The following is an 18518-nucleotide window of genomic DNA, read 5'->3' as shown; positions in this document are numbered from 1 at the left end:
GGCCCGCGGAATCACCCCCGCAGCACGACCGCCTGGCCCGCCACCACCAGCAGCACCTGCTCGCACTCCTGCGCGAACGCCGCGTTCAGGCGGCCGAGTTCGTCACGGTAGCGGCGGCCGGAGGCGGTGGCGGGGACGATGCCCGAGCCGACCTCGTTGGACACGGCGACCAGCGTCCGCCGGGTCTCGCGCACCGCGTCCGTCAGCGCCCGCACCCGGACGCGCAGCGCCCGTTCCCCGCCGTCCGCCCACTCCGCGTCGTCCCACGCCCCCACGGCGTCCATGGCGTCCGTCAGCCACAGCGACAGACAGTCGATCAGCAGCGGGGGCCCGTCGTCCTTCAGCAGCGGCACCAGATCACAGGTCTCGACGGTGCGCCACGACCCGGGCCGCCGCTCCTGGTGCGCCGACACCCGCGCCGCCCACTCGGTGTCCCCGCTCCGCGACCCGCCGGTCGCCACGTACAGCACCTCGGGGAACGACTCCATCCGCCGCTCCGCCTCCACCGACTTGCCCGAGCGCGCCCCGCCCAGCACCAGCGTCCGGCGCGGTACGTCGGGCACGTCCTCGTAGGCGCCGACCTCCAGCGTGGTCCCGTCCGGCACGGCGCGCGCCCCGGCCGCCGCGAGCCGGCGCCGCAACTCCGCGCCGGGCGGCACGTCGTGGCCGAGGTGGACGGCGACGACGTCCGTGGCCGGGCCCACCGCCCCCACCTCCCGCAGCCGCGCGAGCGCGTCCGGCCGCCCCACGACGTCCAGCAGCACCATGGCGTACGACTCGGCCGGCTCCTCGAGCCCCGCGGGCGCCCCGCCCGGCGGCAGATACAGCAGCCGCTGCCCGTCCGGGCCGGTCACCGCGTACCCCGTACCGGGCGCGTCCAGCGCCACCGCCCGCACCCGGTGCCCCGTCAGCAGGGCCAGCTCGCGCCCGTCCGGCACCCGGCCCGGCTGCGGCAGCCCGGCGGGCACCTCGAGCGCCGGGCCGTCGTGCGGATGCGACAGCAGCACCTGCCGTACGCCGCTCAGCGAACGCCCCGCGCGGGCGGCCGCGAACGCGCCGCCCGGCGTCAGATCGAGCAGCAGCGTCCCGTCCACGAGCAGCGAGGTCGCCGCGCGGGCGTCCACGCCGAGGGCGGACGCGCAGGCCGCGCAGGGGCAGTCGGGGCGGGGCAGTCCCGCGGGGGCGCCGGTGCCGAGCAGTGTCAGTTCCACGCCCCGATTTTCACCCCTCCCCACGACGGGTGCGCGTCCGACTAGGCTTGGGCGCGGTGTGATCACACTCTCTGGGAGGCGTACATGGCGGCATGGACGTGGCGGTTCGAGAAGGCCGACGGGACGCAGGTCGAGCCCGCGGTGCCGCCGGAGGAGTTCCCCACACAGGGGGACGCCGAGTCCTGGCTCGGGGAGCACTGGAAGGAACTGGCGGAGGGCGGCGCGGACCAGGTCCGGCTGTCGGAGGACACGACGGAGATCTACGGCCCGATGAGCCTCCACGCGGAAGAGGCCTGAATCCGGCCCGTTCGCGCGGTTCCTCGCGCCCCTGTGAAGGGGCGCGAGGAACCGCGCGAACGGGGGTCTGGGGGCAGCGCCCCCAGGGACGGGACGGGAAGGGGCGGCGGGGGCGGAAAAACCTCAGCCCCGAACCCCGCACAGATGCAGCAACCCCGCCACCCCCCGATAGGGATCCGTACGCCCCGCCCGGTCCTCGACCGACAGCAGCGCGTCCAGATCCCCCGGCACGGCCGACTCGTCCCCCACCGCGTCGGTGAAGACCCGCACCCCGTACCACGCACGCAACGGCGCCCCGATCCCCGCCAGCGTCGCCGTCAACCGCTTCAGCCCGTACGCCGACGTACAGAACGCCTCCAGCGCGGCCCCCCACTCCCCGCACAACCCCGCCCGCATCGCCGGCGCGTCCCCATTGCGCACCAGCAGCGACAGCAGCCCCCCGGGGGCCAGCATCCGCGCCACCCCCGCCAGCAACGCGTCGGGCTCCTCGACATCCATGAGCACGCCATGACACAACACGACGTCGAAGCTGCCCGGCACGAAGTGCACCCCGGTGTCCCCGGCCTGCCCCTCGACGATCCGCAACCGCTCCCGGATGCCCTCGGGCTCCTCCGCGAACGCCTCCCGCGCGGACGCGATCAGCGTCGCGTCCTGCTCGACACCGGTCACCTGATGACCGGCCCGCGCCAGCCGCAGCGCCTGCGCTCCCCGGCCCATGCCCACGTCCAGCACCCGCAGGCGCCTCCCCACCGGGAAGCGCCCCACTATCTGCTCCTCCAGCTGGCGGGCCACCAGCTCCTGACGGACGACATCACGCAGACCGCCGGGCCCGCCCGGCAAACCGGCTGCCGTGCCGTCGTCCGTCAACGACGTGGCGCTCAGGGCCGCTCCCCGCGCTTGACCTGGGGCTTGGGCAGCCGCAGCCGGCGCATCTGGAGCGAGCGCATCAGCGCGTAGGCCACCGCACCGCGACGGCCCTCGTCGGGGAAGCGCTCCGCCAGCCGCTTCTTCAGCCGGAACCCGGTGACGATCGAGTCGAGCACGATCATCACGATCACCACGAGCCACAGCAGCAGCGCGACGTTCTGCAGCTGCGCCACCTGGACCATGCTCAGCACCAGGATGATCACGGCCATCGGGAGGAAGTACTCCGCGATGTTGAACCGCGAGTCCACGTAGTCACGCGCGAACCGGCGCACCGGCCCCTTGTCACGCGTGGGCAGATAGCGCTCGTCGCCGCTGGCCAGCGCCTGGCGCTGACGCTCCATCGCGGCACGGCGCTCCTCGCGCTGCCGCTTGGCGGCGTCCTTGCGCGACATCGACGTATTGGCGACGCTGCGGCGCTGCGACTGGGCCTCGCTGCGCTTGGGTGTGGGGCGGCCCTTCGGGGCCTCTGGGTGACGGGTCTGCGTGGAGTCGGTCACCGTCGCCTTGTCGGCGACCGATGCCTTCTCTTCCTTGGCGCGGCTACGGAACACAAAACCCAAGGGTACGGGGTGCCCGGGGTTGGACCCCAGCCGCATGGGGAACGATCCGGCAACACCGGACGTCTCCAATAGGACAGAGGGGGACGTTGTGCGGTTCTCGGGGTGGTCCGGCCGGCCGTCCCCGGGGACCACCTACTCCCTACGCCGGAGCGGGAGGGTAGTCACTCGTCCTTGGGGATGAGCGCATCCGTCCCCGAACAGTGCGGTAATGGATGCAGGGCCCGTACTGTGGGTTCTGTCGCAGGTGCTGGAGCTGGAGTCGGTCAGAAGGGGGCGCGCGAAGCCCATGAGCGGTGTCATGAAGCGTATGGGGATGATCTTCCGCGCGAAGGCGAACAAGGCCCTGGACAGGGCCGAGGACCCGCGCGAAACCCTCGATTACTCGTACCAGAAGCAGCTGGAGCTGCTCCAGAAGGTCCGCCGCGGCGTCGCCGACGTGGCCACCTCGCGCAAGCGGCTGGAGCTCCAGCTCAACCAGCTGCAGTCCCAGTCGGGCAAGCTGGAGGACCAGGGCCGCAAGGCGCTCGCGCTCGGCCGCGAGGACCTGGCCCGTGAGGCGCTCTCCCGCCGCGCGGCGCTGCAGCAGCAGGTGACGGACCTGGAGACGCAGCACGCCACGCTCCAGGGCGAGGAGGAGAAGCTCACCCTCGCGGCCCAGCGCCTCCAGGCCAAGGTGGACGCCTTCCGTACGAAGAAGGAGACCATCAAGGCCACGTACACGGCGGCCCAGGCGCAGACCCGGATCGGGGAGGCCTTCTCCGGCATCTCCGAGGAGATGGGCGACGTGGGGATGGCGATCCAGCGCGCCGAGGACAAGACGGCCCAGCTGCAGGCGCGGGCCGGCGCGATCGACGAACTGCTCGCCTCCGGAGCCCTCGACGACCAGTCCGGTATGCACAAGGACGACATCCAGGCCGAGCTCGACCGGCTCTCCGGTGGTACGGATGTAGAGCTGGAACTGCAGCGCATGAAGGCCGAACTGGCCGGCGGACCGTCGGGTGGCCAGCAGGCCATCGAGGGCGGCAACGGCCAGCAGCAGCAGTCCCAGCAGCCGCAGGACACTCCGCGCTTCGACAAGCAGTAGCCCACGCCGAGGAGGGCGACATGATCGTACGGATCATGGGGGAGGGGCAGGTGACGCTGGCCGAGAGCCGGCTCGCCGAGCTGAACGAACTGGACGAGGAACTGCTCGCCGAGATGGAGAACGGCGACGGCCCGGGCTTCCGGGCCACCCTGCAGGCCCTGCTGACCAGGGTCCGCGACCTCGGCGAGCCCCTCCCCGACGACTCCCTCGAACCCTCCGACCTGATCCTCCCGTCCCCCGAGGCCACCCTGGAGGAGGTCCAGAACCTCCTCCAGGAAAACGGCCTGATCCCAGAAGCCCCCTGAAACACCCCCGTAACCGCGGGCAGTCGTGCCGCACACCACACACATCGGGGCGCCGCCCCCCGACAGCTACCGTGAACACCCGTGAGCACCCTGACCCGAGCCCGCTGCCGCCTCCAGGCCCACCCCACCGCTCTGGACGCAGCCCTCGCCGCAGGCGTCCTCATCTGCATGGTCGCCGGCTCCTTCGTCGACCCCCACGGCCCCGACGGCGTCAGATGGGGCCTGCGCACCCCCGACCCGCTCAGCCTCGTCCTCATGACCCTCGGCGCCGCCGCACTCGTGTTCCGCCGCCGGGCCCCCCGTACCGTCCTCGCCCTCGCCGGCGCCCTCTCCGTCGCGGAGTCCGTCACCGGCGACCCCCGCGCCCCCGTCGCCATGTGCGCCGTGATCGCCCTGTACACCGTCGCCTCCACCACCGACCGCCCCACCACCTGGCGGATCGGCCTGCTCACCATGACCGTCCTCACCGGCGCGGCGATGGTGGCCGGCCCCCTGCCCTGGTACGCCCAGGAGAACCTGGCGATCTTCGCCTGGACCGGCATCGGCGCCACCCTTGGGGACGCCGTCCGCAGCCGCCGCGCCTTCGTCCAGGCCATCCGCGAGCGCGCCGAGAAGGCCGAACGCACCCGCGAGGAGGAGGCCCGCCGCCGGGTCGCCGAGGAACGCCTGCGCATCGCCCGCGATCTGCACGACGTCGTCGCCCACCACATCGCCCTGGTCAACGTCCAGGCCGGAGTCGCCGCCCACGTCATGGACAAACGCCCCGACCAGGCGAAAGAGGCCCTCGCCCATGTCCGCGAGGCCAGCCGTTCCGCCCTCGGCGAGCTGCGCGCCACCGTCGGCCTGCTGCGCCAGTCCGGCGACCCGGAGGCCCCCACCGAACCCGCCCCCGGCCTCGACCGTCTCGACGAACTCGCCGGAACCTTCCGCAGCGCCGGACTGCGCGTCGAGGTCGCCCGCACCGACGAGGGCACCGCCCTCCCCGCCGCCGTGGACCTGGCCGCGTACCGGATCATCCAGGAGGCCCTGACCAACGTGCAGAAGCACGCCGGCACCTCGGCGCGGGCCGAGGTCAGCGTCGTCCGGGTGGGACCGCACATCGAGGTCACCGTCCTCGACGACGGCACCGGCGAGGACCGGGAGCACGCCCCCGGCGGCGGACACGGACTGCTCGGCATGCGCGAACGCGTCACCGCCCTGCGCGGCACCCTCACCACCGGCCCCCGCTACGGCGGCGGCTTCCGCGTCCATGCGATCCTGCCCGTCAAGACCCGCGCCTCCGCCGCCCGGGACAACACCCCGTGACCGCCGCCCCGTCGGAGCCCTTGGAGCCCGTATGACGATCCGCGTCCTGCTCGCCGACGACCAGGCACTGCTGCGCAGCGCCTTCCGGGTGCTCGTCGACTCCGAGCCGGACATGGAGGTGGTGGGCGAGGCGTCCGACGGCGCGGAGGCGGTCCGGCTGGCCCGCGAGCAGCGCGCCGACGTCGTCCTGATGGACATCCGGATGCCCGGCACCGACGGACTCGCCGCCACCCGTCTGATCAGCGCGGACCCGGAACTCGCCGGGGTCCGGGTGGTCATACTGACGACGTTCGAGGTCGACGACTACGTGGTGCAGTCGCTGCGCGCCGGAGCCTCCGGCTTCCTCGGCAAGGGCTCCGAACCCGACGAGATGCTGAACGCCATCCGGATCGCCGCCGGCGGCGAGGCCCTGCTCTCCCCGGTGGCCACCAAGGGCCTGATCGCCCGCTTCCTCGCCCAGGAGGGCCCGGGCGGCGACGCCGACCGCGACCCGGCCCGCGCCGAGCGGCTCGGCTCGCTCACCGTGCGCGAACGCGAGGTGCTGGTGCAGGTCGCCGGCGGCCACTCCAACGACGAGATCGCCGAACGCCTCGAGGTCAGCCCGCTCACCGTGAAGACCCACGTCAACCGGGCCATGGCCAAGCTGGGCGCCCGCGACCGGGCCCAGCTGGTCGTCACCGCATACGAGTCGGGGCTGGTCCGTCCAAGGGTGGAGTGAGCTCCGCGGGGCGTACTGCGGCGGGAGTAGGCGCCGAATAAGGGATGGCACCTCGGGGCTACGGATCGGCCCTCTTCCATGGCTCAAGGTGTAGAGCGGGCGCTCACTTGTGCGCCCGCCCGCTTGCCGGACTCGCTTGCCGGACTTCTGCCGCTCCACGGAAAAGAGACCCTGACCATGTCCTGGCTGTCCAGATTCAGCCTCGCGCAACGGGCGCTGATCGGACTGATGTCGATCATCGCGCTCGTGTTCGGGGCGATCGCGATACCCCAGCTCAAGCAGCAGCTGCTGCCGACCATCGAACTGCCCATGGTGTCCGTGATCGCGCCGTACCAGGGCGCGTCCCCGGAGGTGGTCGAGAAGCAGGTCGTCGAACCCATCGAGGACAGCCTGGAGGCCGTCGACGGCATCTCCGGCGTCACCTCGACGGCGAGCGAGGGCAACGCCGTCATCATGGCGTCCTTCGACTACGGCAACGGCACCCAGCAGCTCGTCGCCGACGTCCAGCAGGCCGTCAACCGGGCCGGGGCCCGCCTCCCGGACGGCGTCGACCCGCAGGTCGTCGCCGGTTCCACGGACGACATCCCGGCCGTGGTGCTCGCCGTCACCTCCGGCAAGGACCAGCAGGCGCTCGCCGACCAGCTGGACCGGACCGTGGTGCCCGCGCTGGAGGGCATCGACGGCGTCGGCCAGGTCACCGTGGACGGCGTACGCGACCTCCAGGTCACCGTCACCCCCGACACCGCGAAGCTGACGAAGGCCGGCCTCACCACCCAGTCCCTCGCCGCGGCCCTCCAGGCCGGCGGCGCGACCGTCCCGGCCGGCTCCTTCGACGAGGACGGCGCCAACCGCACCGTCCAGGTCGGCGGCGGCTTCACCTCGCTCGGGCAGATCGAGGACCTGATGGTCGCCGGCGAGCCCGGCCAGGGGAAGCCCACCCGCCTCGGTGACGTCGCCACGGTGCGGCAGCAGGAGGCCAGGGCCGACTCCCTCACCCGCACCAACGGCGAGCCCAGCCTCGCCGTGATGGCGACCATGGACCACGACGGCAGCGCCGTCGCGATCTCCGAGGCCGTCGCGGACAAGCTGCCCGACCTGCGCAAGGACCTCGGCGACGGCGCCACCCTCACCGTCGTCAGCGACCAGGGCCCGGCGGTCTCCAAGGCCATCGAGGGCCTGACCACCGAGGGCGCCCTCGGTCTGGTCTTCGCCGTCCTCGTCATCCTCGTCTTCCTGGCGTCGATCCGCTCGACCCTCGTCACCGCGGTCTCCATCCCGCTGTCCGTGGTCCTCGCCCTGATCGTGCTCTGGACGCGCGACCTGTCGCTGAACATGCTGACGCTGGGCGCGCTGACCATCGCCATCGGCCGGGTCGTCGACGACTCGATCGTGGTCCTGGAGAACATCAAGCGGCACCTCGGCTACGGCGAGGAGCGCCACTCCGCGATCATGAACGCGGTACGTGAGGTCGCGGGGGCGGTGACGTCCTCGACGCTCACCACGGTCGCCGTGTTCCTGCCGATCGGCCTGGTCGGCGGCATGGTGGGCGAGCTGTTCGGCTCCTTCAGCCTCACCGTCACGGCGGCGCTGCTGGCGTCCCTGCTGGTGTCGCTGACGGTCGTGCCCGTCCTGTCGTACTGGTTCCTGCGCGCCCCCAAGGGCACCCCCGAGGACGCGGAGGAAGCACGCAGGATCGCCGAGGAGAAGGAGGCGAAGAGCCGCCTCCAGCGCGCCTACGTGCCCGTGCTGCGCTTCGCCACCCGGCGCAGGCTGACCAGCGTGGCCATCGCGGTCGTCGTCCTGATCGTCACGTTCGCCATGGCGCCGCTGCTGAAGACCAACTTCTTCGACGCCGGCGAGCAGCAGGTCCTCACCGTCCAGCAGGAGCTGAAGCCCGGCACCAGCCTGGCCGCGACCGACGCCCAGGCGAAGAAGGTCGAGAACCTCCTCGGCGACACCGAGGGCGTCAAGGACTTCCAGGTCACCATCGGCTCGTCCGGCTGGATGGCGGCCTTCGGCGGCGGTACGGACACCAACCAGGCCACCTACCAGGTGATGCTGGAGGACGACGCGTCCTCCGAGGACGTCCAGGACAGCCTCGAGAAGGGGCTGGAGAAGCTCGACGGCCTCGGCACCACCACCATCGCGGCCGGTGACGGCTTCGGCAGCCAGGACCTGAGCGTCGTCGTCAAGGCGGCCGACGCGCAGGCGCTGCGCAAGGCCGCGGACCAGGTCCAGAACGCGGTGGCCTCCCTGGACGACGTCACGGACGTCACCAGCGACCTCGCGCAGAGCGTGCCCCGTATCTCGGTCAAGGCCAACGACAAGGCCGCCGCGGCCGGCTTCACCGACCAGACCCTCGGTGCGGCCGTCGCCCAGTCGGTGAAGGGCACCCCGGCCGCCAAGGCGGTCCTCGACGACACCGAGCGCGACGTCGTCATCCGCTCGGCGAAGCCGGCCACCACCGTGGACCAGCTGAAGAACCTCGCCCTCGGCCCGGTGAAGCTGGGTGACATCGCCACCGTCGAGGTGGTGGACGGCCCCGTCTCCATGACCCGGATCGACGGCCAGCGCGCCGCCACCGTCACGGCGAAGCCGACCGGTGACAACACGGGCGCCGTCGGCGCGGACCTGCAGAAGAAGATCGACGCGCTGACCCTCCCGGCGGGCGCGACGGCGGAGATCGGCGGCGTCACCTCCGACCAGGACGAGGCGTTCGTCAACCTGGGCCTGGCGATGCTGGCCGCGATCGCGATCGTCTTCATGCTGCTGGTCGGCACCTTCCGCTCGCTCGCCCAGCCGCTGATCCTGCTGGTCTCCATCCCGTTCGCGGCGACCGGCGCCATCGGTCTGCTGCTGGTCACCGGCACCCCGATGGGTGTCCCGGCGATGATCGGCATGCTGATGCTGATCGGCATCGTGGTCACCAACGCGATCGTGCTGATCGACCTGATCAACCAGTACCGCAAGCAGGGCTACGGCGTCGTCGAGGCCGTGCTCGAGGGTGGCCGCCACCGTCTGCGGCCGATCCTCATGACGGCGCTGGCGACCATCTTCGCCCTGCTCCCGATGGCCCTCGGCGTCACCGGCGAGGGCGGCTTCATCGCCCAGCCTCTGGCGGTCGTGGTGATCGGCGGTCTGATCACGTCGACCCTGCTCACCCTCCTCCTGGTCCCGACGCTCTACGCGATGCTGGAACTCCGCAAGGAGCGGCGCGCGAAGAAGCGGGCGGCGAAGAGGGAAGCGGCCGCACAGGCCGGGACTCCCCAGGAGCCGAAGCCGGTCGAGGTCTGACAGCCGTCGCACGACGAAGGGGCGCCCCCGTGAAGCCGTCACGGGGGCGCCCCTTCATGTGGTGCGGTCCTACGGCAGCGCCAGCATGCGCTCCAGGGCCAGCTTCGCGAACGCCTCCGTCTCCTTGTCCACCTCGATGCGGTTGACCAGGTTGCCCTCGGCGAGCGACTCGAGCGCCCAGACCAGGTGGGGGAGGTCGATGCGGTTCATCGTGGAGCAGAAGCAGACCGTCTTGTCGAGGAAGACGATTTCCTTGTCCTCGGACGCGAAACGGTTCGCCAGGCGGCGGACCAGGTTCAGTTCGGTGCCGATGGCCCACTTGGAGCCGGCCGGGGCGGCCTCCAGCGTCCTGATGATGTACTCCGTCGAGCCGACGTAGTCCGCGGCGGCGACGACCTCGTGCCGGCACTCGGGGTGCACCAGCACGTTCACGCCCGGTATGCGGGCGCGCACGTCGTCGACCGAGTCCAGGCTGAAGCGGCCGTGCACCGAGCAGTGGCCGCGCCACAGGATCATCTTCGCGGCGCGCAGTTCGTCCGCCGTCAGCCCGCCGTTCGGCTTGTGCGGGTTGTAGAGGACGCAGTCCTCCAGGGACATGCCCATGTCGCGGACGGCGGTGTTCCGGCCCAGGTGCTGGTCCGGGAGGAAGAGGACCTTCTCGCCCTGCTCGAAGGCCCAGTCGAGGGCCCGCTTCGCGTTGGACGACGTACAGATGGTGCCGCCGTGCTTGCCGGTGAAGGCCTTGATGTCGGCCGAGGAGTTCATGTACGAGACGGGGACGACCTGCTCGGCCACCCCGGCCTCGGTGAGGACGTCCCAGCACTCGGCGACCTGCTCGGCGGTGGCCATGTCCGCCATGGAGCAGCCGGCCGCGAGGTCGGGCAGGACGACCTTCTGGTCGTCGCCGGTGAGGATGTCCGCGGACTCGGCCATGAAGTGCACACCGCAGAACACGATGTACTCGGCCTGAGGCCGGGCGGCGGCGTCGCGGGCCAGCTTGAAGGAGTCGCCCGTGACGTCCGCGAACTGGATGACCTCGTCACGCTGGTAGTGGTGGCCGAGCACGAAGACCTTGTCCCCGAGCTTCTCCTTGGCGGCGCGGGCCCGCTCCACCAGGTTCGGGTCGGACGGCGAGGGGAGGTCGCCGGGACACTCCACTCCGCGCTCGCTCCTCGGGTCGGCCTCACGGCCGAGGAGCAGCAGGGCGAGGGGCGTCGGCTGTACGTCGAGCTCCTGGGTCTGGGCGGTGGTCACGGCACGCACCCTTTCTGTTTCTGGCGACTTCTCGTCGAAATGACGCTATCTATCATAACCGGTTCACGTCACTTTGACGACGGCCATAGCGTCCATGTGACGTGAATCCCGCCGCCCGGTGACGCGTTCCCGGAAGGCCCCCACAAGGGCCGGTTTCCGCGCCGGACCGCGTGTGCGAGCATGAGGAGGGAGGCGAGGAATCCACGCGCCCGGCCCGGAATGAATCCGCGGTCCCGCCGGTTGCAACCGTCGGCAAGCAGTCTCCGTACAACCCGGGAGAGATGTAGATGTCCGTATCGGACGAGACCACCACCGTCACCGACGGCATCGTCCTGACCGACGCCGCCGCGTCCAAGGTCAAGGCCCTGCTCGACCAGGAAGGCCGTGACGACCTCGCCCTGCGCGTCGCCGTCCAGCCCGGCGGCTGCTCCGGCCTGCGCTACCAGCTCTTCTTCGACGAGCGCTCGCTCGACGGCGACGTGGTGAAGGACTTCGGCGGTGTCAAGGTCGTCACCGACCGTATGAGCGCCCCGTACCTGGGCGGCGCCACCGTCGACTTCGTCGACTCCATCGAGAAGCAGGGCTTCACGATCGACAACCCGAACGCCACGGGCTCCTGCGCCTGCGGCGACTCCTTCAGCTGAGCCGGGCCCTTCCACCAGGCCGGCAGGACAGGAAGAAGGCGGCGGTCCCCATGAAGGGGGCCGCCGCCTTCCTCGTCGTTCAGCGGGTGGGCGGTGCCGGGAGCCGGGCGCCGTCCTTGTGCAGCGGGACCGGATCGCCGTCCGTGCCCACGACCTCACGGTCGCCCAGCGGGGTGTCCAGCCGTACCGTCTGCTGGTACCCCTTGGCGATCATGATGCACACCTTGTCCGGCCACGGCGTCTCGGTCACCCGCACCGTCACCCGGCCGCCGTCCTCGCGCGCCGTCACCTTGTAGTCGGCGCACACACCGCCGGTGAAGGTCACGGTCAGCTCGTCGCCCTCGGCGGTGTAGCCCTCGACGTCGACGTCCCGGGCCGACGGGGCCGCCGTCGGCTCGTCACCGGGCTTCGTGGGCGCCGGGCTGGCCTCACCGGACCCCGCCCGCGGCGCCAGGAACTCCGGATCGACCGCCGGATACGTCACCGTGAAGGTGCTCTCCGTGCCCTCGGGCCGTACCTCGAACAGCCAGGACGGTACGAGCGCCGGACGCCCGTCCACCGAGTGCGAGGCCAGCCCGAACACCGCGTCGCCGACCGTGACGGTGTCGCCCTTCGGCGGCTCGGGCGTCGCGCACGACTCCCCGCCCAGCGGTACGGGGCTCGCGCAGCCGCCGATCTCCGCGCGGTCGCCCGCGCCCGGCGCCTCGTTCATCCGCTTCAGCGCGTCGGCGGCGCTCACCACCGGATAGCTGTCGCCCTTCACGGGCTCCCCGAGCCGGCCGTTTCCGCCGACCACCTCGCCCTTGGCGCCGACGACCACCCCGGTCGTCCAGCCGTACGTGGGCAGCCCGCCGACCCGCGGATCGGCGTTCACCACACGGGTGCCGCCCATGACCTGGCCCGTGTCGAGTTTCGACTCGTCCTGGCCCGCCGCCTTCAGCACGGGCGCGGCGGCCTTCTTCGCGGCGTCCTCGCTCACCACCGGTCCGTCGCCGCCGGACGGGGCCTTGCAGGTCGCGCCCTTGCAGTTGTCGGTGCCGGGAGTGTTCCGGCTGAACGTCCAGGCGCCCGGGGCGTCCCGGTCGACCCGCAGCGTGGGCCCGGAACCGTCCTTGCCGCCGATCCGCCAGGACCCGCCCTCCGCGACCGGCTCGCCCTCCATCCCGAGGGACTCCGCCAGCGTCACCACCTGCTCCCGGGACACCTCCCCCCGGATCCGGTACACCGGCGCCGCGCCGGGACCGTCCGGGAGCGTGCCGTCGGCGCGGTAGACGGCGCCGTACGGGTTGGGCTCGCCGGGCGCGATCCCGTTCGAGGCGTCCTCGGAGTAGCCGTCCAGGGCGAGCGGCGGGGGAGAGGTGTCCCCGTTCGCCCCCGGCGTCGTACCGCCGCCGGAACCGTCGGAACCACCGGAGGCACCGACGGCGAGATAGGCCCCGCCCCCTCCGACCAGCAGTACGGCCGCGGCGACGGAGGCGATGAGGACGGGGGAGCGGCGCCGGGGGGACGGCCCGGCCCCGTCCGGGCGGGGAGCGGGGGACGCCCCGACCACCGGCTCGTCGGGTACCGGGTCCGGCTCGGGGGCGGCTTCGGGGCCCGGCGTGGCGTCCCCGGGCCCGTCGGGGGAGGAAGCCTCGGTGTCCTCGCGGGCGCCACCGGGACGCCCGTCCACGGCACGGGGCCCCCGGGCCACCGGCTCGGCCGGCCTGCCGGCAGCGGCGTCGGGCGTGGTGTCGTGGGGCCGGTCGGAGGCCGGGGCGGCGTCCGGGCCGGGCCCGGACGCCACCGGGTCCTGGTGTTCCTTCCGCTCCTCACCAGCGCTCCCGGTGCCGGGCTCGGAGGCGTCGGACCGGTCCGGCTCGGGTCCGGTTGCCGTCGGCTCCTCCGATGCGCCCCCGGAGCCGGGCGCGCCGCCCGTGGGCGGGCGCGCCTCGTCGTCGTTGTCGGGTCGCTCGGTGTTCACCGCATCGCTCCTTCGGCTGCGCAGCTGTCCCGGAAGGACCCTTTCCCGGTCGTGCCGGGACTGCTCGGGGTCGTATCCCGCATCCCCTTTACGGGGGACGGCGATGGGACGCAGCGGAGGAGCGCGCGGTTCCCCGGGGGCCGCGACGGCTCAGTCGCCGTACTCCGACATCGCGTCCAGCAGCCGCGCCGATCCGGGCGGAACGGTCACGCCGTGGATCGAGGACGGGGGGACCGGCCGGGCGGTCACCCGGTCGGGGGCCGCCCAGTGGGGGACCATCCGGGCACAGTCGCCGCGCAGCGACGCCAGGCCGCCTTCGAGGTCCCCGGGAGCGGGGGAGTGGACCTTGAGGTTCGTCATACCGGCACCGTATGCACGTCCAAGGTCACGAAGAAAGACCTACTATCGGGTAGTTCCGGCTGCTTCTACGGGCCCGTCCCAGCCGGTAGCGTGAAGGGTCAGACCCCCTCCCTCAGGAGTATCGACGCCGTGCGCATCGCAGTCACCGGCTCCATCGCCACCGACCACCTCATGACCTTCCCCGGACGCTTCGCCGACCAGTTCGTCGCGGACCAGCTGCACACGGTCTCGCTGTCCTTCCTGGTCGACAACCTCGACGTGCGCAGGGGCGGCGTGGGCGCGAACATCGCCTTCGGCATGGGCCAGCTCGGCACCCGGCCGATCCTTGTCGGCGCCGCCGGCTTCGACTTCGACGAGTACCGGGCCTGGCTGGACCGGCACGGCGTCGACACCGAGTCCGTCCGGATCTCCGACACGCTGCACACCGCCCGTTTCGTGTGCACCACGGACTCCGACCACAACCAGATCGGCTCCTTCTACACGGGCGCGATGAGCGAGGCCCGGCTGATCGAGCTGAAGACCGTCGCCGACCGGGTCGGCGGCCTCGACCTGGTCTCCATCGGCGCCGACGACCCGGAGGGCATGCTCCGGCACACCGAGGAGTGCCGCTCGCGCGGCATCCCCTTCGCCGCCGACTTCTCCCAGCAGATCGCCCGGATGAACGGCGAGGAGATCCGGATACTGCTGGACGGGGCGACCTACCTCTTCTCCAACGAGTACGAGAAGGGGCTCATCGAGACGAAGACCGGCTGGAGCGACGAGGAGATCCTGGGCAAGGTCGGCCACCGGGTCACCACGCTCGGGGCGCGCGGCGTCCGTATCGAGCGGGCGGGCGAGGAGCCGATCGAGGTCGGGTGCCCGGACGAGGAGCGCAAGGCCGATCCGACGGGTGTCGGTGACGCGTTCCGGGCGGGGTTCCTGTCGGGGCTGGCGTGGGGGGTTTCGCTGGAGCGGGCCGCGCAGGTGGGGTGCATGCTGGCGACTCTCGTCATCGAGACGGTGGGGACGCAGGAGTATCAGTTGCGGCGGGGGCACTTCATGGAGCGGTTCATGAAGGCGTACGGGGATGAGGCGGCGGAGGAGGTCCGGGGGCACCTCGGCTGAGCCCTCCGGGGGTGAGGTGGGGTGGGGTCGGCTGGCCCACGCGGTGGAGTGCGGCCCCCTGCCCTTCGGGGGTGCGCAGTTCCCCGCGCCCCTTGGTGAGGCCGGGCCTCGCTTCTGTGGGTGCTCGCGCTGTTCCCCGCGGCCCCTGGTGAGGCTGGGCCTCGCTTCTGTGGGCGTCGCGCAGTTCCCCGCGCCCCTGAAAAGACGCGCTGTTCCCCGCGGCCCCTGGTGAGGCCGGGCCTCGCTTCTCTGGACGTTGCGCAGTTCCCCGCGCCCCCAGAAGAGACGCGGTCCTGGAAGAGACGCGCTGTTCCCCGCGGTCCTGGAAGAGACGCGCTGTTCCCCGCGGTCCTGGAAGAGACGCGCTGTTCCCCGCGGCCCCAGAAGAGACGCGCCGTTCCCGCGGTCCTGGAAGAGACGCGCTGTTCCCCGCGGCCCCAGAAGAGACGCGCCGTTCCCGCGGTCCTGGAAGACGTGCTGCTCCCCGCGGCCCTGGAAACGCGCTGTTGCCCGCGGCCCCAGGGGGTTCAGTTGGTTCTGCGGATCAGGTAGGCCGTTCCCTGGGGGGTCGGTTCTTCGCCGCTGTACTCCTGGTTGCGCATTTCGCACCAGGCCGGGATGTCCAGGCGGGCCGCTTCGTCGTCCGCCAGGACTCGGATCGTGGCGCCGACGGGGACCGTTCCGATGGCCTTGGCCAGTTCGATGACCGGGATCGGGCAGCGGCGGCCCACCGCGTCGATCACCAGGGTTTCGGTCCCTTCCTCCGCCGGGGCGGGGGGCGGGGACGCCGGTGCGCCCAGCTTCTCCCGCACCCCCGCCACCACCTCCGGCAGCACGGACAGGAAGCGCTCGACGTCCTCCTCCCGTGTGCCCGGCGGCAGCGACACCCGGACATTGCCCTCGCTGAGCACCCCCATCGCCCTCAGCACATGGCTCGGCGTCAGCGTGCTGCTCGTACACGACGACCCGGACGACACCGAGAAGCCGGCCCGGTCCAGTTCGTGCAGCACCGTCTCCCCGTCGACGTAGAGACAGGAGAACGTGACGATCCCGGGCAGCCGCCGCTCCGGGTCCCCGACCACCTCCACGTCCGGCACCAGCCCGGGCACCCGCGCCCGGATCCGTTCCGTCAGTTCCCGCAGCCGTACCGCCTGCTCGGCCGCCTCCGCCCGTACCGCCCGCAGCGAAGCCGCCGCCGCCACGATCGCCGGCAGGTTCTCGAACCCGGCCGCCCGCCCCGACTCCCGCTCGTCCCGGGGCCCCTGGGGCGCGAACCGCACCCCCTTGCGTACGACGAGCAGCCCCACCCCCGACGGACCGCCCCACTTGTGCGCGCTCGCCGCCAGCAGCGACCAGCCGCCCTCCACCGGCCCCCACCCCAGCGACTGCGCCGCGTCCACCAGCAACGGCACCCCCGCCGCCCGGCACACCTCGGCCACCTCGGCCACCGGCTGCACCGTCCCCACCTCATGGTTGGCCGACTGCAGACACGCCAGCGCGGTGTCCGGCCGCAGCGCCTCGGCGTAACCGGACGGACGCACGGCACCCGTACGCTCCACCGCGACCTCGGTGACCGATCCTCCGCCGTCCCGGTGAACTTCCGCCGCATGGAGTACAGAAGAGTGTTCGACCGCTGACACGATCAGGTGAGGCCCGGTGCGCCGCCGCCCCGCCAGCGCCCCCGCGATCCCCGAGTGCACCGCACCGGTGCCGGACCCGGTGAACACCAACTCGTCCGCCCGGCACCCCACCACGTCGGCAGCCGCCTCCCGAGCGGCGTCCAGCAACAACCGGGCCCGCCGCCCCTCCCGGTACAGCCGGCCCGGATCCGCCCACCCCTCGTCCAGAGAGGCCATCAGAGCCTGCCGGGCAACGGGATGAAGAGGGGCGGCCGAAGCGGCGTCGAAATAGGGCACACGGCAACGCTAACGCCCCCGGGGACGCGGGGCCGTGCCGATGTGCGGCTCCGCCGCGCGGGCGCGATACGACGGCGGCGCGGCCGCCGTGCGCACCCGCACACCCCGGGTGTTGAGGCGCTCGGTCTAACCCGCGGCGCGTATGGCCCCCCTCCCCGTAACCCCCCGGAGGGCGTCGGCTAGGGTTTGGTCCGCATAAACATCCAAACCCCTGCCCGACGCAGGGCGGCGACCGACCAGCGAGAAGGCAGGCCGCAGCCAATCAGCGCGGGCGAGACTCTCGGGAAGGCGCTACGTGAGTCCCAACGGCTCCGACCTCCCCCACGGCCTGAAGGGCGTGGGCGGTACCCCCAAGCCGCGGCGCCCCATGCGGCGGAAGCTGCTGCAGGCACTGACCGCGGGCCTGGTCCTTGCGACCGCCACCGGTTGCACATGGGAGGACTTCCCCCGCCTCGGTATGCCCACCCCGACCACGGAAGAGGCTCCGCGGATCCTCTCCCTGTGGCAGGGTTCCTGGGCTGCCGCGCTCGCCGTCGGCGTGCTGGTGTGGGGCCTGATCCTGTGGAGTGCTTTCTTCCACCGGCGCAGCCGCACCAAGGTCGAGGTACCTCCGCAGACCCGGTACAACATGCCCATCGAGGCGTTGTACACCGTGGTCCCACTCATCATCGTCTCGGTGTTCTTCTACTTCACGGCCCGTGACGAATCCGAGCTGATGAAGCTCGAGAAGAACCCCGACGTCACGGTCAACGTGGTCGGCTTCCAGTGGAGCTGGTGCTTCAACTACGTCGAGAACGTCGACGGTTCCACGGGCGACGCGAAGAAGTCCGAGGAACTCGAGGCGATCCCGGACCGCTACAAGGACGCCTTCCCGGCCGACGCCGGCGGTGTCTACGACTGCGGTACGCCCGGCACGCGGAACCCGCAGACCAACAACCCGGGCCCCACCCTGTGGCTGCCCGAGGGCAAGCGGGTCCGCTTCGTGCTGACCTCGCGCGACGTCATCCACTCCTTCTGGGTGGTGCCGTTCCTGATGAAGCAGGACGTCATCCCGGGCCACACCAACGCCTTCGAGGTGACCCCCAGCCGTGAGGGCACCTTCCTCGGCAAGTGTGCGGAGCTGTGCGGCGTCGACCACTCCCGGATGCTGTTCAACGTGAAGGTCGTCTCCCCCGAGCGCTACGAGCAGCACCTCAAGGACCTCGTGAAGAAGGGGCAGACCGGTTACGTTCCCGCCGGCATCGCGCAGACGAGCCACGAGAAGAACCGGGAGACGAACAACCTGTGAGCATCCTCAACGAACCCCAGGGTGCCGCCGCAGCTGAGGACTCGTACGAGAACGAGCTGCCGGTACGGCGCAAGAGTCCCGGCAACGTCGTGGTGAAGTGGCTGACGACCACGGACCACAAGACGATCGGCACGCTGTATCTGGTGACGTCGTTCGTCTTCTTCGTCATCGGTGGCGTGATGGCGCTCGTGATGCGTGCCGAGCTGGCCCGTCCGGGCCTGCAGATCATGTCGAACGAGCAGTTCAACCAGGCGTTCACGATGCACGGCACGATCATGCTGCTGATGT

General features: G+C 71.8%; 17 protein-coding genes. 10 read left to right on the top strand and 7 right to left on the bottom strand.

Annotated elements, in window-relative coordinates; translation table 11 throughout:
• Nucleotides 1-11: 11 nt before the first annotated feature.
• A complete protein-coding gene (locus tag IF28_RS0134290) occupies nt 12-1211 on the bottom strand; it encodes a bifunctional adenosylcobinamide kinase/adenosylcobinamide-phosphate guanylyltransferase (protein ID WP_030228966.1) in 1200 nt (399 codons plus the stop codon).
• An 84-nt stretch (nt 1212-1295) separates the two neighbouring features.
• On the opposite strand from IF28_RS0134290, the gene IF28_RS0134285 reads away from it, so the two are divergent.
• Nucleotides 1296-1508 (top strand): hypothetical protein, encoded by a 213-nt coding sequence (locus IF28_RS0134285; protein WP_030228963.1) that lies wholly within the window; start codon nt 1296-1298, stop codon nt 1506-1508.
• Between the two features lie 123 nt (nt 1509-1631).
• Here IF28_RS0134285 and IF28_RS0134280 read toward each other — a convergent pair whose 3' ends face one another.
• Nucleotides 1632-2300: a methyltransferase domain-containing protein gene (locus IF28_RS0134280; RefSeq protein ID WP_030228961.1), complete on the bottom strand. Its 669-nt coding sequence runs from the start codon at nt 2298-2300 to the stop codon at nt 1632-1634.
• Nucleotides 2301-2386: 86 nt separating this feature from the next.
• Complete coding sequence (locus IF28_RS0134275) at nt 2387-3031, bottom strand: DUF3043 domain-containing protein (protein WP_078621636.1); 645 nt, start codon at nt 3029-3031, stop codon at nt 2387-2389.
• Between the two features lie 262 nt (nt 3032-3293).
• Here IF28_RS0134275 and IF28_RS0134270 point away from each other — a divergent pair, with 262 nt between their 5' ends.
• From IF28_RS0134270 to IF28_RS0134250, 5 genes are all read left to right on the top strand, one after another.
• Nucleotides 3294-4079 carry a PspA/IM30 family protein gene (locus IF28_RS0134270; protein WP_267883080.1) on the top strand — a complete coding sequence of 262 codons (786 nt, stop codon included), beginning with the start codon at nt 3294-3296 and terminating at the stop codon, nt 4077-4079.
• A gap of 20 nt (nt 4080-4099) precedes the next feature.
• Nucleotides 4100-4384, top strand: coding sequence for a PspA-associated protein PspAA (pspAA, locus tag IF28_RS0134265; RefSeq protein ID WP_030228954.1), 285 nt, complete (start codon nt 4100-4102; stop codon nt 4382-4384).
• Nucleotides 4385-4465: 81 nt separating this feature from the next.
• Nucleotides 4466-5689, top strand: a complete 1224-nt coding sequence (locus IF28_RS0134260) for a sensor histidine kinase (RefSeq protein ID WP_030228951.1) — start codon at nt 4466-4468, stop codon at nt 5687-5689.
• A gap of 31 nt (nt 5690-5720) precedes the next feature.
• On the top strand, nt 5721-6407 hold the full coding sequence (locus tag IF28_RS0134255) for a response regulator (RefSeq protein WP_030228949.1): 687 nt from the start codon (nt 5721-5723) through the stop codon (nt 6405-6407).
• Between the two features lie 177 nt (nt 6408-6584).
• Nucleotides 6585-9701, top strand: coding sequence for an efflux RND transporter permease subunit (locus IF28_RS0134250; protein ID WP_030228947.1), 3117 nt, complete (start codon nt 6585-6587; stop codon nt 9699-9701).
• Nucleotides 9702-9770: 69 nt separating this feature from the next.
• Here the strand turns inward: IF28_RS0134250 and nadA are convergent, their stop codons facing one another.
• Nucleotides 9771-10955, bottom strand: coding sequence for a quinolinate synthase NadA (nadA, locus tag IF28_RS0134245; RefSeq protein ID WP_030228946.1), 1185 nt, complete (start codon nt 10953-10955; stop codon nt 9771-9773).
• A gap of 287 nt (nt 10956-11242) precedes the next feature.
• Between nadA and erpA the strand changes: the two genes are divergently transcribed.
• A complete protein-coding gene (gene erpA / locus IF28_RS0134240; RefSeq protein WP_030228943.1) occupies nt 11243-11599 on the top strand; it encodes an iron-sulfur cluster insertion protein ErpA in 357 nt (118 codons plus the stop codon).
• A 79-nt stretch (nt 11600-11678) separates the two neighbouring features.
• Here erpA and IF28_RS0134235 read toward each other — a convergent pair whose 3' ends face one another.
• Both IF28_RS0134235 and IF28_RS0134230 read right to left on the bottom strand, forming a co-directional pair.
• The gene (locus IF28_RS0134235; protein ID WP_030228942.1) at nt 11679-13562 is read right to left on the bottom strand and encodes a hypothetical protein; all 1884 of its coding nucleotides are present in this window, start codon (nt 13560-13562) and stop codon (nt 11679-11681) included.
• Nucleotides 13563-13712: 150 nt separating this feature from the next.
• Nucleotides 13713-13922, bottom strand: coding sequence for a hypothetical protein (locus IF28_RS0134230; RefSeq protein WP_030228941.1), 210 nt, complete (start codon nt 13920-13922; stop codon nt 13713-13715).
• Nucleotides 13923-14051: 129 nt separating this feature from the next.
• Here IF28_RS0134230 and IF28_RS0134225 point away from each other — a divergent pair, with 129 nt between their 5' ends.
• Complete coding sequence (locus IF28_RS0134225; protein WP_030228939.1) at nt 14052-15026, top strand: carbohydrate kinase family protein; 975 nt, start codon at nt 14052-14054, stop codon at nt 15024-15026.
• Nucleotides 15027-15553: 527 nt separating this feature from the next.
• On the opposite strand, the gene IF28_RS0134220 is transcribed toward IF28_RS0134225, so the two are convergent.
• Nucleotides 15554-16942: a cysteine desulfurase/sulfurtransferase TusA family protein gene (locus IF28_RS0134220; protein ID WP_030228936.1), complete on the bottom strand. Its 1389-nt coding sequence runs from the start codon at nt 16940-16942 to the stop codon at nt 15554-15556.
• A 295-nt stretch (nt 16943-17237) separates the two neighbouring features.
• On the opposite strand from IF28_RS0134220, the gene coxB reads away from it, so the two are divergent.
• Nucleotides 17238-18230 (top strand): cytochrome c oxidase subunit II, encoded by a 993-nt coding sequence (gene coxB, locus IF28_RS0134215; protein ID WP_394818134.1) that lies wholly within the window; start codon nt 17238-17240, stop codon nt 18228-18230.
• Nucleotides 18227-18518: cbb3-type cytochrome c oxidase subunit I (locus IF28_RS36695; protein WP_037894654.1), on the top strand; the 292-nt coding region annotated here is incomplete at its 3' end. The genes coxB and IF28_RS36695, both read left to right, overlap by 4 nt.

It is taken from the genome of Streptomyces sp. NRRL WC-3626 (genome assembly GCF_000718785.1).
Taxonomy (GTDB): Bacteria; Actinomycetota; Actinomycetes; order Streptomycetales; family Streptomycetaceae; genus Streptomyces; species Streptomyces edwardsiae.
The sequence above is the reverse complement of the archived record's forward strand: the minus strand, read 5'-3'. Positions and strand labels throughout refer to the sequence as shown.